Raw genomic sequence first — 17,927 nt, forward strand, 5'->3', positions numbered from 1 at the left:
CGTAGACTGACTCGTCGGCTCTCGTGTACCCGTATGTCCGCATGCGGCGACGAGAGTCGATCAAGGTAGCCGATTCGAAGGGCGAAGCGTGGCCAAGAAGCAAGGTGCCATCGAAATTGAGGGCACCGTGATCGAGTCCCTGCCGAACGCCATGTTCAAGGTGGAGCTCCAGAACGGTCACAAGGTCCTCGCGCACATCTCCGGCAAGATGCGGATGCACTACATCCGTATCCTCCCGGACGACCGGGTCGTCGTGGAGCTGTCTCCGTACGACCTGACGCGTGGCCGGATCGTCTACCGGTACAAGTAGATCTTGCCCTCACCCCCTCCCGTGGGGTGCTGGCACTGACCCGGAGAACCTCACATCCCATGAAGGTCAAGCCGAGCGTCAAGAAGATCTGCGACAAGTGCAAGGTGATCCGCCGTCACGGCCGGGTCATGGTCATCTGCGACAACCTGCGCCACAAGCAGCGCCAGGGCTGACGCACGCCAACCTGCACTTCGCAGTACTTCGCGCGACGCAAGCAATACGTACACAAGCAGTGCCCGTCCAAGCCGCACGGTTTCCGAACCACGCGGCTGACGACACCTCCGGCGGGGGCCGGGGACCCGGACGTACCACTTCTCCAGCAAGGGGAGGTCGGCGGTCGGGAGCGGTACTGCGGAAGACCCCCGAACACCACAGGAGCCATTGAATGGCACGCGTTTCCGGTGTTGACATCCCGCGCGACAAGCGTGTGGAGGTCGCACTCACCTACGTCTTCGGTATCGGCCGCACCCAGTCGAAGGCGACTCTCGCCGCGACCGGTGTGAACCCGAACACCCGCGTTCGTGACCTGGCCGAAGAGGACCTGGTCAAGATCCGCGAGTACGTGGACGCCAACCTCAAGACCGAGGGTGACCTCCGTCGCGAGATCCAGGCCGACATCCGGCGCAAGGTCGAGATCGGCTGCTACCAGGGTCTGCGCCACCGTCGTGGCCTGCCCGTCCACGGTCAGCGCACCAGCACGAACGCTCGTACCCGCAAGGGCCCGCGTCGCGCCATCGCCGGTAAGAAGAAGCCGGGCAAGAAGTAGTCCACAGCGGACGCTCATCAGCGGTCTTCGCTGTAGGACCGACCACCTCCTCTCCATCTGGAGTTAAGACATGCCCCCCAAGGGACGTCAGGGCGCTGCCAAGAAGGTGCGCCGCAAGGAAAAGAAGAACGTCGCTCACGGCCACGCGCACATCAAGAGCACGTTCAACAACACCATCGTTTCGATCACCGACCCGACCGGCAACGTGATCTCCTGGGCCTCCGCCGGCCACGTCGGCTTCAAGGGCTCGCGCAAGTCCACCCCCTTCGCCGCGCAGATGGCCGCCGAGTCGGCCGCCCGCCGCGCGCAGGAGCACGGCATGCGCAAGGTCGACGTCTTCGTCAAGGGTCCCGGCTCCGGCCGTGAGACCGCGATCCGCTCCCTCCAGGCCACGGGCCTCGAGGTCGGCTCGATCCAGGACGTCACCCCCACGCCGCACAACGGCTGCCGTCCCCCCAAGCGCCGCCGCGTCTGACGCGTCGCGCTTGACCTGAGTGTTCGGGCGGTACGGCCCCCTTTCGGGCCGTACCGCCCGTACCCTTGAAGTACGCAACAGTGAAACCATCGGGCTCCGCCCGATGGCCGTCGGACGTCAAATAGTGGGCGTCCACGACTGAAGGAAAAACACCATGCTGATCGCTCAGCGTCCTTCGCTGACCGAAGAGGTTGTCGACGAGTACCGCTCGCGGTTCGTCATCGAGCCGCTGGAGCCCGGCTTCGGCTACACGCTCGGCAACTCTCTGCGCCGTACGCTCCTCTCCTCGATCCCGGGCGCTGCTGTCACGTCCATCCGGATCGACGGTGTCCTGCACGAGTTCACCACCGTGCCGGGCGTCAAGGAAGACGTCACCGACCTCATCCTGAACATCAAGCAGCTGGTCGTCTCCTCGGAGCACGACGAGCCCGTCGTGATGTACCTGCGCAAGCAGGGTCCGGGTCTGGTCACCGCCGCCGACATCGCGCCCCCGGCCGGTGTCGAGGTCCACAACCCCGACCTCGTCCTCGCCACGCTGAACGGCAAGGGCAAGCTGGAGATGGAGCTCACCGTCGAGCGCGGTCGCGGCTACGTCTCCGCCGTGCAGAACAAGCAGGTGGGCCAGGAGATCGGCCGGATCCCGGTCGACTCCATCTACTCGCCGGTGCTCAAGGTCACCTACAAGGTCGAGGCGACCCGTGTCGAGCAGCGCACCGACTTCGACAAGCTGATCGTCGACGTCGAGACCAAGCAGGCCATGCGTCCGCGCGACGCCATGGCGTCGGCCGGTAAGACCCTGGTCGAGCTGTTCGGTCTGGCGCGCGAGCTCAACATCGACGCCGAGGGCATCGACATGGGCCCGTCCCCGACGGACGCCGCGCTCGCTGCCGACCTGGCGCTGCCGATCGAGGAGCTGGAGCTCACGGTCCGCTCGTACAACTGCCTCAAGCGCGAGGGCATCCACTCCGTGGGTGAGCTCGTCGCCCGCTCCGAGGCCGACCTGCTCGACATCCGCAACTTCGGTGCGAAGTCGATCGACGAGGTCAAGGCGAAGCTGGCCGGCATGGGCCTGGCCCTCAAGGACAGCCCGCCCGGATTCGACCCGACCGCCGCCGCCGACGCCTTCGGCGCCGACGACGACGCGGACGCAGGCTTCGTCGAGACCGAGCAGTACTGATCTGAGTCGCGGCTCGCGTCTTCGGCCGGGGGTTCGGGGGTTGTCCCCCGGATGAGCACAGTGTCGAGACCGAGCAGTACTGATCTGAGCTGCGGCTCGCGTCTTCGGCCGGGGGTCCGGGGGTTGTCCCCCGGATCAACACCGCGTCGGGACCGAGCAGTGCTGAGAGATTTGCGGGGGGCTCACGCCCCCCCGCACCTGCCCCCTCGCGACCGCCTGGGGGAACTGACATCGGTACCTGATACGGCCGGTGCAGATCACAAGGAGAAACACCATGCCGAAGCCCGCCAAGGGTGCCCGTCTGGGCGGCAGCGCCGCGCACGAGAAGCTGCTTCTCGCGAACCTCGCGAAGTCGCTGTTCGAGCACGGCCGCATCACCACGACCGAGGCCAAGGCCCGCCGCCTGCGTCCGGTCGCCGAGCGTCTGATCACGAAGGCGAAGAAGGGCGACATCCACAACCGTCGCCTGGTGCTGCAGACGATCACGGACAAGAGCGTCGTCCACACGCTCTTCACCGAGATCGCTCCGCGCTACGCCGAGCGTCCGGGTGGTTACACCCGGATCACGAAGATCGGCAACCGTCGTGGTGACAACGCCCCGATGGCCGTGATCGAGCTCGTCGAGGGCGAGATCGCGAAGAAGGCCACGGTCGCCGAGGCCGAGGCCGCCACCAAGCGCGCGGTCAAGGAGGCCGACGAGGCCAAGGTCGAGGAGACCAAGGCCGAGGACGCCGCCGAGGCTCCGGCCGAGGAGTCGAAGGACGCCTGAGCGTTCTGAGACGGCTTTACGGCTGACGGACGGGCCCGTTCCCCTTTGTGGGGGCGGGCCCGTTCCTGCTGAAAGGGATTACGAGACGTGAGCGATGACGTGAGGCCCGGCTTCGTACGGGTGCGGCTGGACCTGTCGTACGACGGCAAGGAGTTCTCGGGCTGGGCCAGGCAGACCCGCGGGCAGCGGACCGTGCAGGGCGAGATCGAGGACGCGATCCGTACGGTGACACGGTCGTCGGAGACGTACGAGCTGACCGTCGCCGGACGCACCGACGCGGGGGTGCATGCCCGGGGGCAGGTGGCGCATGTCGATCTGCCGCAGGCGGTGTGGGACGACCACCGGGAGAAGCTGCTGCGGCGGCTCGCAGGGCGGCTGTCGCACGACGTGAGGGTGTGGAAGGCCGAGGAGGCCCCCGCCGGGTTCAACGCCCGTTTCTCCGCGATCTGGCGGCGCTACGCCTACCGCGTCACCGACCACCCCGGCGGCGTCGACCCGCTGCTGCGCGGCCATGTGCTGTGGCACGACTGGCCGCTCGACGTGGACGCCATGAACGCCGCCGCCGAGAAGCTCCTCGGCGAGCACGACTTCGCGGCGTACTGCAAGAAGCGCGAGGGCGCCACGACCATCCGGACCCTGCAGGAGCTGCGCTGGGAGCGCGGCGCGGACGGGATCCTCACCGCGACCGTGAAGGCCGACGCCTTCTGCCACAACATGGTGCGCGCGCTGGTCGGCGCGATGCTGTTCGTCGGCGACGGGCACCGTCCCGTGGACTGGCCGGGCCAGGTGCTGGCCGCGGGCGTCCGTGACTCGGCCGTACACGTCGTACGGCCGCACGGACTCACCCTGGAGGAAGTCGGCTATCCCGCCGACGAGTTGCTGGCCGCGAGGAATCTGGCGGCCCGCAACAAGCGGTCGTTGCCCGCGTCACTGACCGGCGGGAGCGGTGGCTGCTGCTGACGCCTGCATCTCGCCCCGGCGCACGATCTGACGGAACGTGAACTCCGCCAGGTCGTCGCCCGGCTGGAACGCCTTGGTGTCGCCCTTGGTGATGGACTTTCCGTTCAGATAGCCGGTCGTGGTGAAGTAGGCGTAGCGGCCGTAGGAGTTGCCCACGAAGCGGCACACCGGGCCGCCCTTGCAGAAGCCTGCGACGCCCGAGCCGGCCAGCGGGGCGATGCTGCGCGCCGTCTGCTTCGCGGCGGCCTGTGCCTGGGCCTCCGTCGGGAAGACCGCGACACCGATGGTGACGGCCACGCCGTCCTTCGTGTACGTCGCGCGGATCACCTGGTCGCAGCCGTTGGACCGGAGCGCCGCGCCGAGCGAACCCTGGGTGGCCGAGGCGCAGTTGGTGGTGCGGGCGGTGGAGCCCTTGGCGTAGACCCGGTCGCCCATCGTCAGCTTCTTGCCCGGGTAGAGGGTGTCGGCGCTGAGGGGTGCCTTGTCCTTCTTCTCGCTGGAGATGAAGTCCTTCGGGTTGGGCGGGGGCGGCGGCGCGACCGACGAGAACGACGGCTCGGGCTGGGTGGTCTCGTTCGGCAGATCGGGCGCCGTGGGCAGATCAGTGGCGTTCTTGCCGGAGTCGCCGCCCTTGTTCGTGGACACGACGGCCGTGGCCACGATCGCGGCGATCGCGGCGGTCGCCAGCGCGCCGCCGCCGATCAGCAGCCACCTCTTGCGGCGTGTGCGCGCGGCCGAGGCGTCGGCCAGCGCCGCCCAGTCCGGCGTCTGCAAGGACTGCGACTGCTGCGACTGCTGTCCGTACTGCTGGTGCGGCTCCTGCGGCCACTGGGGTCCCCCAAAGCTCATGCCGCGCATCCTAAACCGGTTGGGCGGGAGCGTGTCCGCCGGTGAGAATGCCCGCCATGGGACATCTCGAGGCCGCGCATCTGGAGTACTACCTGCCGGACGGGCGGGTGCTGCTGGGCGACGTCTCCTTCCGGGTGGGGGACGGCTCGGTCGTCGCCCTCGTCGGGGCGAACGGTGCCGGCAAGACGACCTTGCTGCGGCTGCTCTCCGCGGGGCTGAAGCCGCACGGCGGGACCGTGTCGGTGAGCGGCGGTCTGGGGGTGATGCCGCAGTTCGTGGGCTCGGTGCGGGATGAGCGCACGGTCCGGGACCTGCTGGTGTCGGTGGCCCAGCCGCGGATCCGGGAGGCGGCACGGGCGGTCGACGAGGCCGAGCAGCTGATCATGACGGTCGACGACGAGGCCGCGCAGATGCGGTACGCGCAGGCGCTGAGCGACTGGGCCGAGGTGCAGGGCTACGAGGCCGAGACGGTCTGGGACATGTGCACCATGGCCGCGCTCGGCGTCCCGTACGAGAAGGCGCAGTGGCGGCTCGTACGGACGCTCTCCGGCGGTGAGCAGAAGCGGCTGGTGCTGGAGGCACTGCTGCGCGGCCCCGACGAGGTGCTGCTCCTCGACGAGCCGGACAACTATCTGGACGTCCCGGGCAAACGCTGGCTGGAGGAGCGGCTGCGGGAGACCCGTAAGACCGTGCTCTTCGTCTCCCACGACCGGGAGCTGCTGGCCCGCGCGGCGCAGAAGATCGTGGCGGTGGAGCCGGGGCCCGCGGGCAGCGACGTGTGGGTGCACGGCGGGAGCTTCGGCACGTTCCACGAGGCGCGCCGGGAGCGGTTCGCGCGGTTCGAGGAGCTGAAGCGGCGCTGGGAGGAGAAGCACGCCCAGCTGAAGAAGCTGGTGATCAATCTGCGGCAGGCCGCGTCGGTCAGCCATGAGCTGGCGTCGCGGTACGCGGCGGCCCAGACCCGGCTGCGGAAGTTCGAGGAGGCCGGCCCGCCGCCGGAGCCGCCGCGCGAGCAGGACATCCGGATGCGGCTGCGCGGCGGGCGTACCGGCGTGCGGGCGGTGACCTGCGAGAACCTGGAGCTGACGGGGCTGATGAAGCCCTTCTCGCTGGAGATCTTCTACGGTGAGCGGGTCGCGGTCCTCGGGTCGAACGGCTCGGGGAAGTCGCACTTCCTGCGGCTGCTGGCCGGGGAACAGGTGGCGCACAGGGGGACCTGGAAGCTGGGTGCGCGGGTCCTGCCCGGGCACTTCGCCCAGACCCACGCGCACCCCGAGCTGCTGGGCCGCACGCTCGTCGACATCCTGTGGACGGAGCATGCGAAGGACCGCGGCGGCGCGATGAGCGCGCTGCGGCGGTACGAGCTGGAGCGGCAGGGCGATCAGCCGTTCGACCGGCTGTCGGGCGGGCAGCAGGCGCGCTTCCAGATCCTGCTGCTGGAGCTGCGGGGGACGACGGCGCTGCTGCTGGACGAGCCGACGGACAACCTGGATCTGGAGTCGGCGGAGGCGCTGCAGGAAGGGCTCGAAGCGTACGAGGGGACGGTGCTGGCGGTGACCCACGACCGCTGGTTCGCGAAGAGCTTCGACCGCTACCTGGTCTTCGGCTCCGACGGGGTGGTGCGGGAGACCGGGGAGCCGGTCTGGGACGAGCGCAGGGTGGTGCGGGAGCGGTAGGGGGCGGGCGGCGTGGGGGAGAGGTCCCGGCCGTGGGGCCGAGGCGTTTTGACCCGCGTGGGTGCCCGAAGGTATTCTTCTGGTTCGTTATGCGTATTGGCTTGGTCGTTCTCACGCGAGGGGCCCTTACGCCGGTCCACCGGGCCGATGACCAGCGGCATGCACTCGGGTTGCGTCCCCGATGTGCGGCCAAGGCTGTCGTGATCGTCCGGGTGGCCTTAGGACCCTTCCCCCAAGCCCTAGGGCTTGGGGATACCCCAACACTGAGAAGCGAAGGCTACGACCGTGCGTACGTACAGCCCCAAGCCCGGCGATGTCACCCGCCAGTGGCACGTCATTGACGCCCAGGACGTCGTCCTGGGGCGTCTGGCGACCACTGCCGCCACCCTTCTGCGGGGCAAGCACAAGCCGATCTACGCGCCGCACGTTGACGCTGGTGACTTCGTCATCATCATCAACGCCGAGAAGGTGCACCTGTCCGGCAACAAGCGGACCCAGAAGATGGCGTACCGCCACTCCGGCTACCCGGGTGGTCTGCGTTCCGTCCGCTACGACGAGCTGCTCGAGAAGAACCCCGAGAAGGCCATCGAGAAGGCCGTCAAGGGCATGCTCCCGAAGAACTCCCTGGGCCGTCAGATGCTCTCGAAGCTGAAGGTCTACGCGGGCGAGAACCACCCGCACGCTGCTCAGCAGCCGGTTCCGTTCGAGATCACCCAGGTCGCGCAGTAAGTCCGGCCACCCCCTAAGACGAAAAGAATCTGAGGAGCATCGTGGCCGAGACCACCGCTGAGACCCCCGTCGAGGGCGAAGAGACCTACGCCGAGGTCACCACCTTCGAGTCCGACGTCCCCGTCGAGGGCGAGTACACGAGCGAGTCGCTCGCGTCCCGCTTCGGCGAGCCCCAGCCGGCTGCCGGCCTGGGTCGTCGCAAGAACGCCATCGCCCGCGTCCGGATCGTTCCGGGCACCGGCAAGTGGAAGATCAACGGTCGCACCCTTGAGGACTACTTCCCCAACAAGGTGCACCAGCAGGAAGTCAACGAGCCCTTCAAGGTGCTCGAGCTCGACGACCGCTACGACGTCATCGCCCGTATCTCGGGTGGCGGCGTCTCCGGCCAGGCCGGCGCCCTGCGCCTCGGCGTGGCCCGCGCGCTGAACGAGGCGGACGTGGACAACAACCGCGGCCCGCTGAAGAAGGCCGGCTTCCTGAGCCGCGACGACCGTGCCGTCGAGCGCAAGAAGGCCGGTCTGAAGAAGGCCCGCAAGGCCCCGCAGTACAGCAAGCGCTAATCCCGCCTGCTTGCCACATACGGCATACGTTCGCCCCGGCGGCACTCAGTGCCGCCGGGGCGTTCTGTTTCGGCCACCGGGGAGACCCCCCGGGGTGACACAGCTCGACGCCTCGGGCGTATAAACACAGGAACGCGCCAGAGGCTCGCGTTTTCGGAGCATTTTCGGAGGACACCAGTGGGACGACTCTTCGGCACGGACGGTGTGCGCGGTGTCGCCAACGCGGATCTGACGGCGGAGCTCGCGCTCGGTCTGTCGGTCGCGGCGGCGCACGTACTCGCCGAGGCGGGCACGTTCGAGGGCCATCGGCCGACGGCGGTGGTCGGGCGTGATCCCCGCGCGTCCGGGGAGTTCCTGGAGGCCGCCGTCGTGGCGGGTCTCGCGAGCGCGGGCGTGGACGTCCTGCGTGTCGGTGTGCTGCCCACACCCGCGGTGGCGTATCTGACCGGCGTGCTGGGCGCCGACCTCGGTGTGATGCTGTCGGCGAGCCACAACGCCATGCCGGACAACGGCATCAAGTTCTTCGCGCGCGGCGGCCACAAGCTGGCCGACGACCTGGAGGACCGGATCGAGTCCGTGTACGAGGAGCACCGCACCGGTGCGCCGTGGGACCGGCCGACCGGCTCCGGTGTGGGCCGTGTCCGCGACTACGACGAGGGTTTCGACAAGTACGTCGCCCACCTCATCGCGGTTCTGCCGAACCGGCTCGACGGGCTGAAGGTCGTCCTCGACGAGGCGCACGGCGCCGCGGCCCGGGTCTCGCCCGAGGCGTTCACGCGGGCGGGCGCGGAGGTCGTGACGATCGGCGCGGAGCCGGACGGGCTCAACATCAACGACGGCTGCGGGTCCACGCACCTGGACCTGCTGAAGGCCGCGGTCGTCGAGCACAAGGCCGACTTCGGTATCGCCCACGACGGTGACGCGGACCGCTGCCTCGCCGTGGACGCGGCGGGCAACGAGATCGACGGCGACCAGATCCTGGCGGTGCTGGCGCTGGCCATGCGCGAGGCGGGCACGCTGCGCGGCAACACGGTCGTCGCGACGGTGATGTCCAACCTCGGCTTCAAGCTGGCGATGGAGCGCGAGGGCGTGCAGCTCGTGCAGACCGCGGTCGGCGACCGGTACGTCCTGGAGTCGATGAAGGCCGAGGGCTACGCGCTGGGCGGCGAGCAGTCCGGCCACGTCATCGTCCTCGACCACGCCACGACGGGCGACGGCACGCTGACCGGTCTGATGCTGGCGGCGCGGGTCGCGGCGACGGGCCGCTCGCTCGCCGAGCTGGCGGGCGTCATGGAGCGTCTCCCGCAGATCCTGATCAACGTTCCGGACGTCGACAAGTCGCGTGTCGCCACCTCCGACGAGCTGTCGGCCGCCGTCGCCGACGCGGAGCGCGAGCTCGGCTCGACGGGCCGGGTCCTCCTGCGCCCGTCCGGCACCGAGCCCCTCGTCCGTGTGATGGTCGAGGCCGCGGACATCGACCAGGCGCGGTCGGTGGCGGGACGGCTGGCTGACGCGGTGAAGTCGGCGCTGGGGTGACGTGACGTGTGCGCAGGGGGTGGCCCCCCTGCGCGAACCCCCCTGGCGGGGCGCGGTGCGGGCGGGTCCCTGTCCCGGCGTCCCGGACCTCGCGGGGGTGATGGTGTGCCCGGTGCGGTGCGCCTCCGGCGGGGGCGGTGACGGTGTGCCCGGTGCCGTGACGGCGTCCGGTGTGTCCGTCCTCAATCTCCCCCTACGCCCTGCGGCGTGGGGGGACCCCCAGACGGGCTCGGGGGGCGCCGGTGGGTGGTGGGGCGGGGCCCCTCCGGGCTCACCTCCTCGGAAATCGGTGGATACGGCGTCATCCGGAACCACCACCCGATTTCTCCCCCTAGGACTTCGTCCTGGGGGGGACCCCCAGCGAGGGGCGACCCTGCACGGCCCCGCACCGGCCCGCTTTCCGACCGCGGGCCGTGAGGGGTGGGGCCGCTTTGGCCCGGGTCCGGGCCGGTGGGTGGTGGCGCGGGGCCCCTCCTGGGGGGACCCCCAGCGAGGGGCGACCCTGCACGGCCCCGCACCGGGTCGTCCCGCGTCTGCGGCCCGGTGGGATCCGGTCCGTTCGCCGGCTGAGGTCCGGTCGGGGTGCCGATGGGCCGCCGTTCGGCCCAGCCGTGTGTGTGGCGATGCGGGGGCCGCTGGTCGGGCTCGTACGTTCAGGTCGTATGACGGACGTATCGAGGGAGCTGCCCAGTCGGCGCGCTGCGCTTGCCGGGCTCGTCGGTGGGGCTGCGATGGTCGCCGGGTGCACACGCTCGGACGCGGCCCCCACATCCAGCCCCAGCCCCACGGCGTCGCCCCCCGCCGGCGCGGGCGGTCCGACGCCCGGAGTGATGACGCTCTTCAAGGACCCGGGGTTCAACTTCAACGGGCTCTTCGCGCTCGGCGGGTCCGGCTTCGGCGCCGCTGAGGTCGGTGAGGTGCTCACCGCCGTGAACACCATCAACAAGGCCGGCCTCTCCTCGCAGACGTACGTCGAGACCTTCAGGAAGCTCGGCGACCAGCTGATGGAGGCACCCGAGGACAGCAAGCCCGACGACCAGACCACGCGTTTCCGTTCGCTGAGGGCCGCGCAGTACTACGCCCAGGCGCTGTTCTTCGTCCTCGGCTCCGACGACCCCGGCAGCGAGGAACAGCTCTACAAGGCCGGACGCGGTGCCTGGGACAGGTTCTGCGACCTGTGCGACCCGGCGCCGGTGAAGACGAACGTCCCGTACGGGAAGTCCCCGCTGCCCGTGTGGTTCTTCCGTCCGGACGAGGCCGAGCAGCGCCGCCCGACCGTGATCCTCACCAACGGCAGCGACGGGCAGAACGTCGACATGTGGACCTACGGCGTCTCGGCCGCCCTGGACCGTGGCTGGAACGCCCTGGTGTACGACGGGCCCGGTCAGGGACAGCTGCTCTTCGTGGACCAGGTGGTCTTCACCCCGACCTGGGAGAAGGTCGTCACTCCGCTCGTCGACTGGCTGGTCGCCCGCCCGGACGTGGACACCGACAAGATCGCCCTGACCGGGCTGAGCATGGCCGGCGACCTCGCGCCCCGTGCCGCGGCCTTCGAGCAGCGGATCGCCGCTCTGGTGGCGATGCCCGGCTGTGTGAACCCGTGGCTGGGTTTCCCCGCGGAGCTCCGGGAGCTGGTCACCCCGGACAAGGAGGAGACCAACGAGGTCTGGAACAAGGAGGTCGTTCCCGAGCTGTCCCCGGCCGATGCCGCGACGATCAAGAAGCGCTTCGAGCCCTTCTCCGTCCCGGCGATGCTGGCCGCCCGCGAGGGCAAGATGTTCACCGACCTGTGGACCCCCGCGCAGGGCGTCCAGGCGCTGGCCATCACCGATGTCGTGGGCCGCATCAAGATGCCCACGCTGGTCCTGGACTACGACTACGAGCAGTTCTATCCCGGGCAGCCGCGCCAGATGTTCGACAAACTCACGTCCCCCAAGGACTACGTGAAGCTCACCACGGCCGAGGGCGCCCAGCTGCACTGCTCCCCGATGGCCCCGCAGCTGCACTGTGAGGTGGTCTTCGACTGGCTGCAGGAGACGCTGTCAGGCCGCTGACTTCCTCGCCGTACGCTGTCGCTGGATCTTCCACAGCCACTTCTGGGTGCAGAGTGTGAGCGTGCCGGCGACGATGATGCCCAGCAGATTGAGCAGCAACTGCTCGCTGGAGCCCCAGGCCTGGCCGTACTCGCGGTAGCTGAGGGCCACCGCCGCGTTGGCCGCGGCCGGGACCGTCGTCACCGAGATGGCCACGCCGACCAGCGCGCCCGATTTGGCCGAGGTCAGCGAGAGGGTGCCGGCGATCCCCGCGAGGACGGCGACGACGAACGAGAACGCGTCGGGGGCGTAGATGAACGCCGTGTTGGGCCGCTCCGCCGCCAGCATCGAGCGCTCGAAGAGGCCGATGCCGTTCATGAAACAGCTGAAGAGGACCGTGAGCAGCATCGCCGCGGCGAAGCCCACGACCAGCGCCACCATCGAGCGCCACGCCAGCCGCGGCAGCCGCTGCACCACGGCCGTGCTGAATCCGGCGAGCGGCCCGAACTCCGGGCCGACGGCCATCGCGCCCACGATGAGGATCGCGTTGTCGAGCACCACACCGCACGCGGCGATCATCGTCGCCAGCGTCAGGAACGCGATGTAGGTGAAGGAGAGCGTCGACTCCTCGTGGGTCGCATCGGTCAGGTGCTCCCACAGCACCGCGTCCGCGCCCTCGCCCGGAGCCTCGTCCTCCGCCTTGTCGGCGCGCTTGGACAGCGAAAGGTCGATGTTCTCGACCGCGATCGAGCCCTCTCTTTCGAGGCCCAGTTCCCGCAGGCGTCCGATCAGTTCGTCACCGGCCTCGCGTGCCACGTCGCACAGGACCAGATCGCCCGACGGGTTGCGGGCGGCACCGGGCAGGACGGCGAGATGCGTGGTGCCGACCGTCTTCTCGACGGTGTCGACGACCTCCTCGGTGCGGTCGGACGGGACGATCAGGCGCAGGTGCAGCAACGCGGCGCTCCTCGGCGGTTCAGAGTTTGCGCAGGGACAGACGCTGGACCTTGTGATCGGGGCCTTTGCGCACGACCAGGGTGGCACGTCCCCGGGTCGGTGCGACGTTCTCCAGCAGATTGACCCCGTTGATCGTGCGCCACATCGTGCGCGCGTAGTCCAGCGCCTCGTCCTCGGACACCTGGGTGTACTTGAGGAAGTACGAGGACGGGTCCTGGAACGCGGTCGCGCGCAGCTTGCGGAAGCGGTTGAGGTACCAGCGCTCGATGTCCTCGGGGCGCGCGTCCACGTACACGGAGAAGTCGAAGTAGTCGGCGAGGCCGACGCGGGTGCGGCCGTCCTTGCCGGGCAGGGCGGGCTGGAGGACGTTGAGGCCCTCGACGATGAGGATGTCCGGGCGGCGGACGGTGAGCCGCTCGCCCGGCACGATGTCGTAGATGAGGTGCGAGTAGACGGGGGCGGTGACCTCGTCCTTGCCGGCCTTGATGTCGGCGACGAAGCGGGTCAGCGCGCGGCGGTCGTACGACTCGGGGAAACCTTTCCGCGACATGAGGCCGCGCTCCCGCAGCTCCTTCATCGGCAGCAGGAAGCCGTCCGTGGTGACCAGCTCGACGCGCGGGTGCTCGGGCCAGCGGGCGAGCAGCGCCTGGAGGAGGCGCGCGACGGTGGACTTGCCGACGGCGACGGAGCCCGCGACACCTATGACGAAGGGGGTGCCGCGCTGGGTGCCGTGGCCGTTGCCCGCCTCGCCGAGGAAGGTGTTGAGGGCGCCACGGAGATTGGCGGTGGCGCCGACGTACAGATTGAGCAGCCGGGAGAGCGGCAGATAGATGTCCCGTACCTCGTCGAGGTCGATGACGTCGCCCAGACCGCGCAGCTGTTCGACCTCGGCCGCGGACAGGGGGAGCGGGGTTCTCTCGCGGAGCGCGCTCCACTCCTCGCGGGTGAGGTCGACGTAGGGGGACGACTCTGTCCTCTCGGCCCTACGGCTTCGTGGCGGCGAAGTGATCACATGCTCATTGTGGTCGCAGGACGGGCGGAGCGCGGCGTGTCGTCGCTCACGTCCACCCGTCACCTGTCCCTCGGACGCGTTGCGCGGCCACGGACCGGGGCGGCCCGGGTGCGCCCGCCGGAGTCGTAGGCTGCGGCCATGTGCGGAATCGTGGGATACGTGGGAGCGCAGTCCGCGCTCGATGTCGTCATCGCCGGGCTCAAGCGGCTCGAATACCGGGGCTACGACTCGGCAGGCGTGGCCGTACTCGCCGACGGCGGGCTCGCCGCGGCGAAGAAGGCGGGCAAGCTCGTCAACCTGGAGAAGGAGCTGGTCGACCGGCCCCTCCCGGCCGGGTCGACGGGCATCGGGCACACCCGCTGGGCCACCCACGGCGGCCCCACCGACGTCAATGCCCACCCCCATCTCGACAACGCGGGCCGGGTGGCGGTCGTCCACAACGGCATCATCGAGAACTTCGCGGCGCTGCGGGACGAGCTGGCCGAGCGCGGGCACGACCTCGCGTCCGAGACCGACACGGAGGTCGTGGCGCATCTGCTCGCCGAGTCGTTCTCGTCGTGCGGTGAGCTGCCCGAGGCGATGCGGCTGGTGTGCCGGCGGCTGGAGGGCGCGTTCACGCTGGTCGCGGTGCACGCGGACGAGCCGGACGTCGTCGTGGGGGCCCGCCGCAACTCGCCTCTGGTCGTCGGGGTCGGCGACGGTGAGGCCTTCCTCGCGTCGGACGTGGCCGCGTTCATCGCGCACACCCGCTCGGCGATCGAGCTGGGCCAGGACCAGGTCGTCGAACTGCGGCGCGACAGCGTGACCGTGACGGACTTCGAGGGCGCGCCCGCTGAGGTGCGGGCGTACCACGTGGACTGGGACGCGTCCGCCGCCGAGAAGGACGGCTACGACTACTTCATGCTCAAGGAGATCGCCGAGCAGCCGAAGGCGGTCGCCGACACACTGCTGGGCCGGATCGACGCGAGCGGCTCGCTGACCCTGGACGAGGTGCGGATTCCGGCTTCGGTGCTGCGCGAAGCGACCAAGATCGTGATCGTGGCGTGCGGTACGGCGTTCCACGCCGGGCTCATCGCCAAGTACGCCATCGAACACTGGACGCGTATCCCGTGCGAGGTCGAGCTGGCGAGCGAGTTCCGGTACCGGGACCCGATCCTGGACCCGAGGACCCTGGTGATCGCGATCTCCCAGTCGGGCGAGACCATGGACACCCTCATGGCGCTGCGGCACGCGCGCGAGCAGGGCGCGAAGGTGCTGGCCATCTGCAACACGAACGGTTCCACGATCCCGCGCGAGTCGGACGCGGTGCTGTACACGCACGCGGGCCCCGAGGTCGCGGTCGCCTCGACGAAGGCGTTCCTGACCCAGCTGGTGGCGTGCTACCTGGTGGCGCTGTACCTGGGGCAGGTACGGGGTACGAAGTGGGGCGACGAGATCCGGGCCGTCGTCCGGGACCTGTCGCAGATCGCCACGCAGGTGGAGCAGGTCCTGGAGACCATGGAGCCGGTGCGGGAGCTGGCCCGCTCGCTGACCCGCAAGAACACGGTGCTGTTCCTCGGCCGGCACGTCGGGTACCCGGTCGCGCTGGAGGGCGCGCTGAAGCTCAAGGAGCTCGCCTACATGCACGCCGAGGGCTTCGCGGCGGGTGAGCTCAAACACGGGCCCATCGCGCTGATCGAGAACGATATGCCGGTGGTGGTGGTCGTACCGTCGCCGCGCAGCCGGTCCGTGCTCCACGACAAGATCGTGTCGAACATCCAGGAGATCCGGGCGCGCGGTGCGCGGACGATCGTGATCGCGGAGGAGGGCGACGAGGCGGTCGTGCCGTACGCGGACCATCTGATCCGCATCCCGCCGACACCCGCGCTGCTCCAGCCCATGGTCGCGACCGTGCCGCTGCAGGTCTTCGCGTGCGAGCTGGCGACGGCCCGTGGCAACGAGGTGGACCAGCCGCGGAACCTGGCGAAGTCGGTCACCGTCGAATGATCATCGGGGTGGGGATCGATGTCGCCGAGATCGACCGCTTCGACGACGCGCTGCGGCGGACGCCGGGGATGGCGCGCCGGCTGTTCCTCGACAGCGAGCTGTTCCTGGGCAGCGGTGAGCGGCGCGGCGTCGCCTCCCTCGCGGCCCGCTTCGCCGCGAAGGAGGCGGTCGCGAAGGCGCTGGGCGCGCCGGCCGGGCTGCACTGGACGGACTGCGAGGTGTACGTCGAGGACTCCGGGCAGCCGCGACTGCGGGTACGGGGCACGGTCGCGGCGGCGGCCGAGGAGCGAGGGGTGCGGTCGTGGCATGTGTCGCTCAGCCATGACGCGGGCGTCGCGTCGGCGGTGGTGATCGCGGAGGGGTAGCGCCCTTGCGGGCCTCCGCCGTTCCGCCCCCGGCCGGTCGCCGGGTGCGGGCCGGTGGGCGTGGCCGGTGTGTCCGTCCTCGAACTCCCCCTACGCCCTGCGGCGTGGGGGGACCCCCAGACGGGCTTGGTGTGGCTGCTGCCGGTGGGTGGTGGTGCGGTGTGCCTCCGGCGGGGTGCTCGCGGACGATGTTGGCGCGATTCGCGGCGTGGCCCGGGAGGGCGGGGCGCGGCAGACTTCTGAGCATGCGTCATGCCTACAGCGTGGAGACCGTACGGGCCGCAGAGGCCGAGTTGATGGGCCGGCTGCCGGAGGGTGCGCTCATGCAGCGGGCCGCCGCCGGGCTGGCCGCCGCGGCCGCCGGACTGCTCGGGCGGGTGTACGGGGCCCGCGTCGTCCTGCTCGTCGGCAGCGGGGACAACGGGGGCGACGCGCTCTACGCGGGGGCGCGGCTCGCCCGCCGGGGCGCCGGGGTGACCGCGGTGCTGCTCGCCCCCGACCGGACCCACGAGGCCGGTCTTGCCGCGCTGCTGAAATCCGGCGGGCGGGTCGCCGACGACCCGTTCGAGGTGCTGGCCGTGGCCGACCTCGTACTGGACGGCATCACCGGGATCGGCGGCCACGGCGGCCTCCGCCCCGACGCCGTACCGGTCGCCCGCGCCGCACGCGGCTCCGGCGCGGTCGTGCTCGCCGTGGATCTGCCGAGCGGGGTCGATGCGGACTCGGGCGAGGTCGCGGGGGAGGCGCTGCGGGCGGATGCGACCGTCACGTTCGGTACGTACAAGCCCGCCCTGCTGATCGACCCCGGCCGGGAGCACACCGGAGCGGTGCGGCTCGTCGACATCGGCCTGGAGCCGCATCTGCCGTCCGTGCCCGATCTGGAGGCCCTGCAACACGCGGACGTGGCCCAGTTGTTGCCGGTGCCCGCCGCGGAGAGCGACAAGTACCGCAGAGGCGTGGTCGGTGTCGTCGCCGGGTCCCCGCGCTACCCGGGCGCCGCCGTCCTCGCGGTGGCGGGCGCACTGCGCGGCGGCGCGGGAGCCGTGCGGTACGTGGGCCCGGGGGCGGACGCGGTGATCGCCCGGTTCCCGGAGGCGCTGGTGCACGGCTGGCCTCCCTCGAAGGCGGGCCGGGTGCAGGCCTGGGTCGTCGGCCCGGGCCTGGGCGACGGGCCCGGCGTGCAGGATCTGCTGAACTCCGACGTTCCGGTGCTGGTCGACGCGGACGGACTGCGCGGCCTCGACCCCGACGCGGTGCGCGGCCGCGGTGCACCGACGCTGCTCACCCCGCACGCGGGTGAGGCGGCGGCGCTGCTCGGCGTGGCGCGCGAGGAGGTCGAGGGCGCACGGCTCACCGCCGTGCGGGCGCTGGCCGCGAAGTACGGTGCGACGGTGCTGCTCAAGGGCTCGACGACACTGGTGGCCGATCCGGACACCCGCCGCGCGGTCCGGGTGAACCCGACGGGCACGTCGTGGCTGGCCACGGCCGGCAGCGGAGATGTGCTGTCGGGGCTCGCCGGTTCGCTGCTCGCCGCGGGCCTCCCGCCGCTGGACGCCGCCTCCGTGGCCGCGTACCTCCACGGTCTGGCTGCCCGGCGCGTCTCCCGCGAGGCCCCGGTGTCGGCGAACGACGTGGCCATGGCGATCCCCCAGGCCTGGCGCGACGTGACGAGCCCCTGACATGTCACCCCCCGGCACAGCAGGCGGGTGACCAGGGCCACTCGTGGTCCTTGCCGTACGAACTATGCCGGGGGGCTCTGAGACACTG

The 17,927-nt window shown here is 70.3% G+C and carries 18 protein-coding genes; 15 read left to right on the top strand and 3 right to left on the bottom strand.

What is annotated here, in order from left to right; translation table 11 throughout:
* The first annotated feature begins 88 nt into the window (after nt 1-88).
* From infA to truA, 7 genes are all read left to right on the top strand, one after another.
* Complete coding sequence (gene infA, locus ACZ6ZQ_RS17545; protein WP_003956442.1) at nt 89-310, top strand: translation initiation factor IF-1; 222 nt, start codon at nt 89-91, stop codon at nt 308-310.
* 59 nt (nt 311-369) lie between these two features.
* A complete protein-coding gene (gene rpmJ, locus ACZ6ZQ_RS17550; protein WP_003956441.1) occupies nt 370-483 on the top strand; it encodes a 50S ribosomal protein L36 in 114 nt (37 codons plus the stop codon).
* A 212-nt stretch (nt 484-695) separates the two neighbouring features.
* Nucleotides 696-1,076 (top strand): 30S ribosomal protein S13, encoded by a 381-nt coding sequence (gene rpsM / locus ACZ6ZQ_RS17555; RefSeq protein ID WP_004946638.1) that lies wholly within the window; start codon nt 696-698, stop codon nt 1,074-1,076.
* A gap of 70 nt (nt 1,077-1,146) precedes the next feature.
* The gene (gene rpsK, locus ACZ6ZQ_RS17560) at nt 1,147-1,551 is read left to right on the top strand and encodes a 30S ribosomal protein S11 (protein WP_003948617.1); all 405 of its coding nucleotides are present in this window, start codon (nt 1,147-1,149) and stop codon (nt 1,549-1,551) included.
* Nucleotides 1,552-1,705: 154 nt separating this feature from the next.
* The gene (locus ACZ6ZQ_RS17565; protein WP_003956430.1) at nt 1,706-2,728 is read left to right on the top strand and encodes a DNA-directed RNA polymerase subunit alpha; all 1,023 of its coding nucleotides are present in this window, start codon (nt 1,706-1,708) and stop codon (nt 2,726-2,728) included.
* Nucleotides 2,729-3,002: 274 nt separating this feature from the next.
* Nucleotides 3,003-3,497: a 50S ribosomal protein L17 gene (gene rplQ, locus ACZ6ZQ_RS17570; RefSeq protein ID WP_469769386.1), complete on the top strand. Its 495-nt coding sequence runs from the start codon at nt 3,003-3,005 to the stop codon at nt 3,495-3,497.
* A gap of 87 nt (nt 3,498-3,584) precedes the next feature.
* On the top strand, nt 3,585-4,457 hold the full coding sequence (gene truA / locus ACZ6ZQ_RS17575; RefSeq protein WP_469769387.1) for a tRNA pseudouridine(38-40) synthase TruA: 873 nt from the start codon (nt 3,585-3,587) through the stop codon (nt 4,455-4,457).
* On the opposite strand, the gene ACZ6ZQ_RS17580 is transcribed toward truA, so the two are convergent.
* Entirely contained in the window at nt 4,425-5,306 is an 882-nt protein-coding gene (locus tag ACZ6ZQ_RS17580) for a hypothetical protein (RefSeq protein WP_469769388.1), read from the bottom strand. The genes truA and ACZ6ZQ_RS17580 overlap by 33 nt on opposite strands.
* 47 nt (nt 5,307-5,353) lie before the next feature.
* On the opposite strand from ACZ6ZQ_RS17580, the gene ACZ6ZQ_RS17585 reads away from it, so the two are divergent.
* The 5 genes from ACZ6ZQ_RS17585 (at nt 5,354) to ACZ6ZQ_RS17605 (ending at nt 11,861) form a co-directional block, all read left to right on the top strand.
* Nucleotides 5,354-6,982 (top strand): ABC-F family ATP-binding cassette domain-containing protein, encoded by a 1,629-nt coding sequence (locus tag ACZ6ZQ_RS17585; RefSeq protein ID WP_469769425.1) that lies wholly within the window; start codon nt 5,354-5,356, stop codon nt 6,980-6,982.
* A 285-nt stretch (nt 6,983-7,267) separates the two neighbouring features.
* Nucleotides 7,268-7,711, top strand: a complete 444-nt coding sequence (rplM, locus tag ACZ6ZQ_RS17590) for a 50S ribosomal protein L13 (RefSeq protein WP_453657898.1) — start codon at nt 7,268-7,270, stop codon at nt 7,709-7,711.
* Nucleotides 7,712-7,752: 41 nt separating this feature from the next.
* Nucleotides 7,753-8,271 carry a 30S ribosomal protein S9 gene (rpsI, locus tag ACZ6ZQ_RS17595; protein WP_453657900.1) on the top strand — a complete coding sequence of 173 codons (519 nt, stop codon included), beginning with the start codon at nt 7,753-7,755 and terminating at the stop codon, nt 8,269-8,271.
* A 177-nt stretch (nt 8,272-8,448) separates the two neighbouring features.
* Nucleotides 8,449-9,807 (top strand): phosphoglucosamine mutase, encoded by a 1,359-nt coding sequence (gene glmM, locus ACZ6ZQ_RS17600; RefSeq protein ID WP_469769389.1) that lies wholly within the window; start codon nt 8,449-8,451, stop codon nt 9,805-9,807.
* Nucleotides 9,808-10,637: 830 nt separating this feature from the next.
* On the top strand, nt 10,638-11,861 hold the full coding sequence (locus ACZ6ZQ_RS17605) for an alpha/beta hydrolase family protein (protein WP_469769390.1): 1,224 nt from the start codon (nt 10,638-10,640) through the stop codon (nt 11,859-11,861).
* On the opposite strand, the gene ACZ6ZQ_RS17610 is transcribed toward ACZ6ZQ_RS17605, so the two are convergent.
* Together ACZ6ZQ_RS17610 and coaA are read right to left on the bottom strand one after the other, a co-directional pair.
* Nucleotides 11,850-12,797: a DUF389 domain-containing protein gene (locus tag ACZ6ZQ_RS17610; protein WP_469769391.1), complete on the bottom strand. Its 948-nt coding sequence runs from the start codon at nt 12,795-12,797 to the stop codon at nt 11,850-11,852. The genes ACZ6ZQ_RS17605 and ACZ6ZQ_RS17610 overlap by 12 nt on opposite strands.
* Before the next feature lie 19 nt (nt 12,798-12,816).
* Entirely contained in the window at nt 12,817-13,809 is a 993-nt protein-coding gene (gene coaA / locus ACZ6ZQ_RS17615; protein WP_469769392.1) for a type I pantothenate kinase, read from the bottom strand.
* A gap of 138 nt (nt 13,810-13,947) precedes the next feature.
* On the opposite strand from coaA, the gene glmS reads away from it, so the two are divergent.
* The 3 genes from glmS (at nt 13,948) to ACZ6ZQ_RS17630 (ending at nt 17,839) form a co-directional block, all read left to right on the top strand.
* A complete protein-coding gene (gene glmS, locus ACZ6ZQ_RS17620; protein ID WP_469769393.1) occupies nt 13,948-15,795 on the top strand; it encodes a glutamine--fructose-6-phosphate transaminase (isomerizing) in 1,848 nt (615 codons plus the stop codon).
* On the top strand, nt 15,792-16,160 hold the full coding sequence (locus tag ACZ6ZQ_RS17625) for a holo-ACP synthase (protein WP_469769394.1): 369 nt from the start codon (nt 15,792-15,794) through the stop codon (nt 16,158-16,160). The genes glmS and ACZ6ZQ_RS17625 overlap by 4 nt, the downstream gene beginning before the upstream one ends.
* Nucleotides 16,161-16,405: 245 nt before the next feature.
* Entirely contained in the window at nt 16,406-17,839 is a 1,434-nt protein-coding gene (locus ACZ6ZQ_RS17630; protein WP_469769395.1) for an NAD(P)H-hydrate dehydratase, read from the top strand.
* The last annotated feature ends 88 nt before the right edge of the window (nt 17,840-17,927 follow it).

Source organism: Streptomyces sp. NPDC053673 (assembly GCF_055585225.1).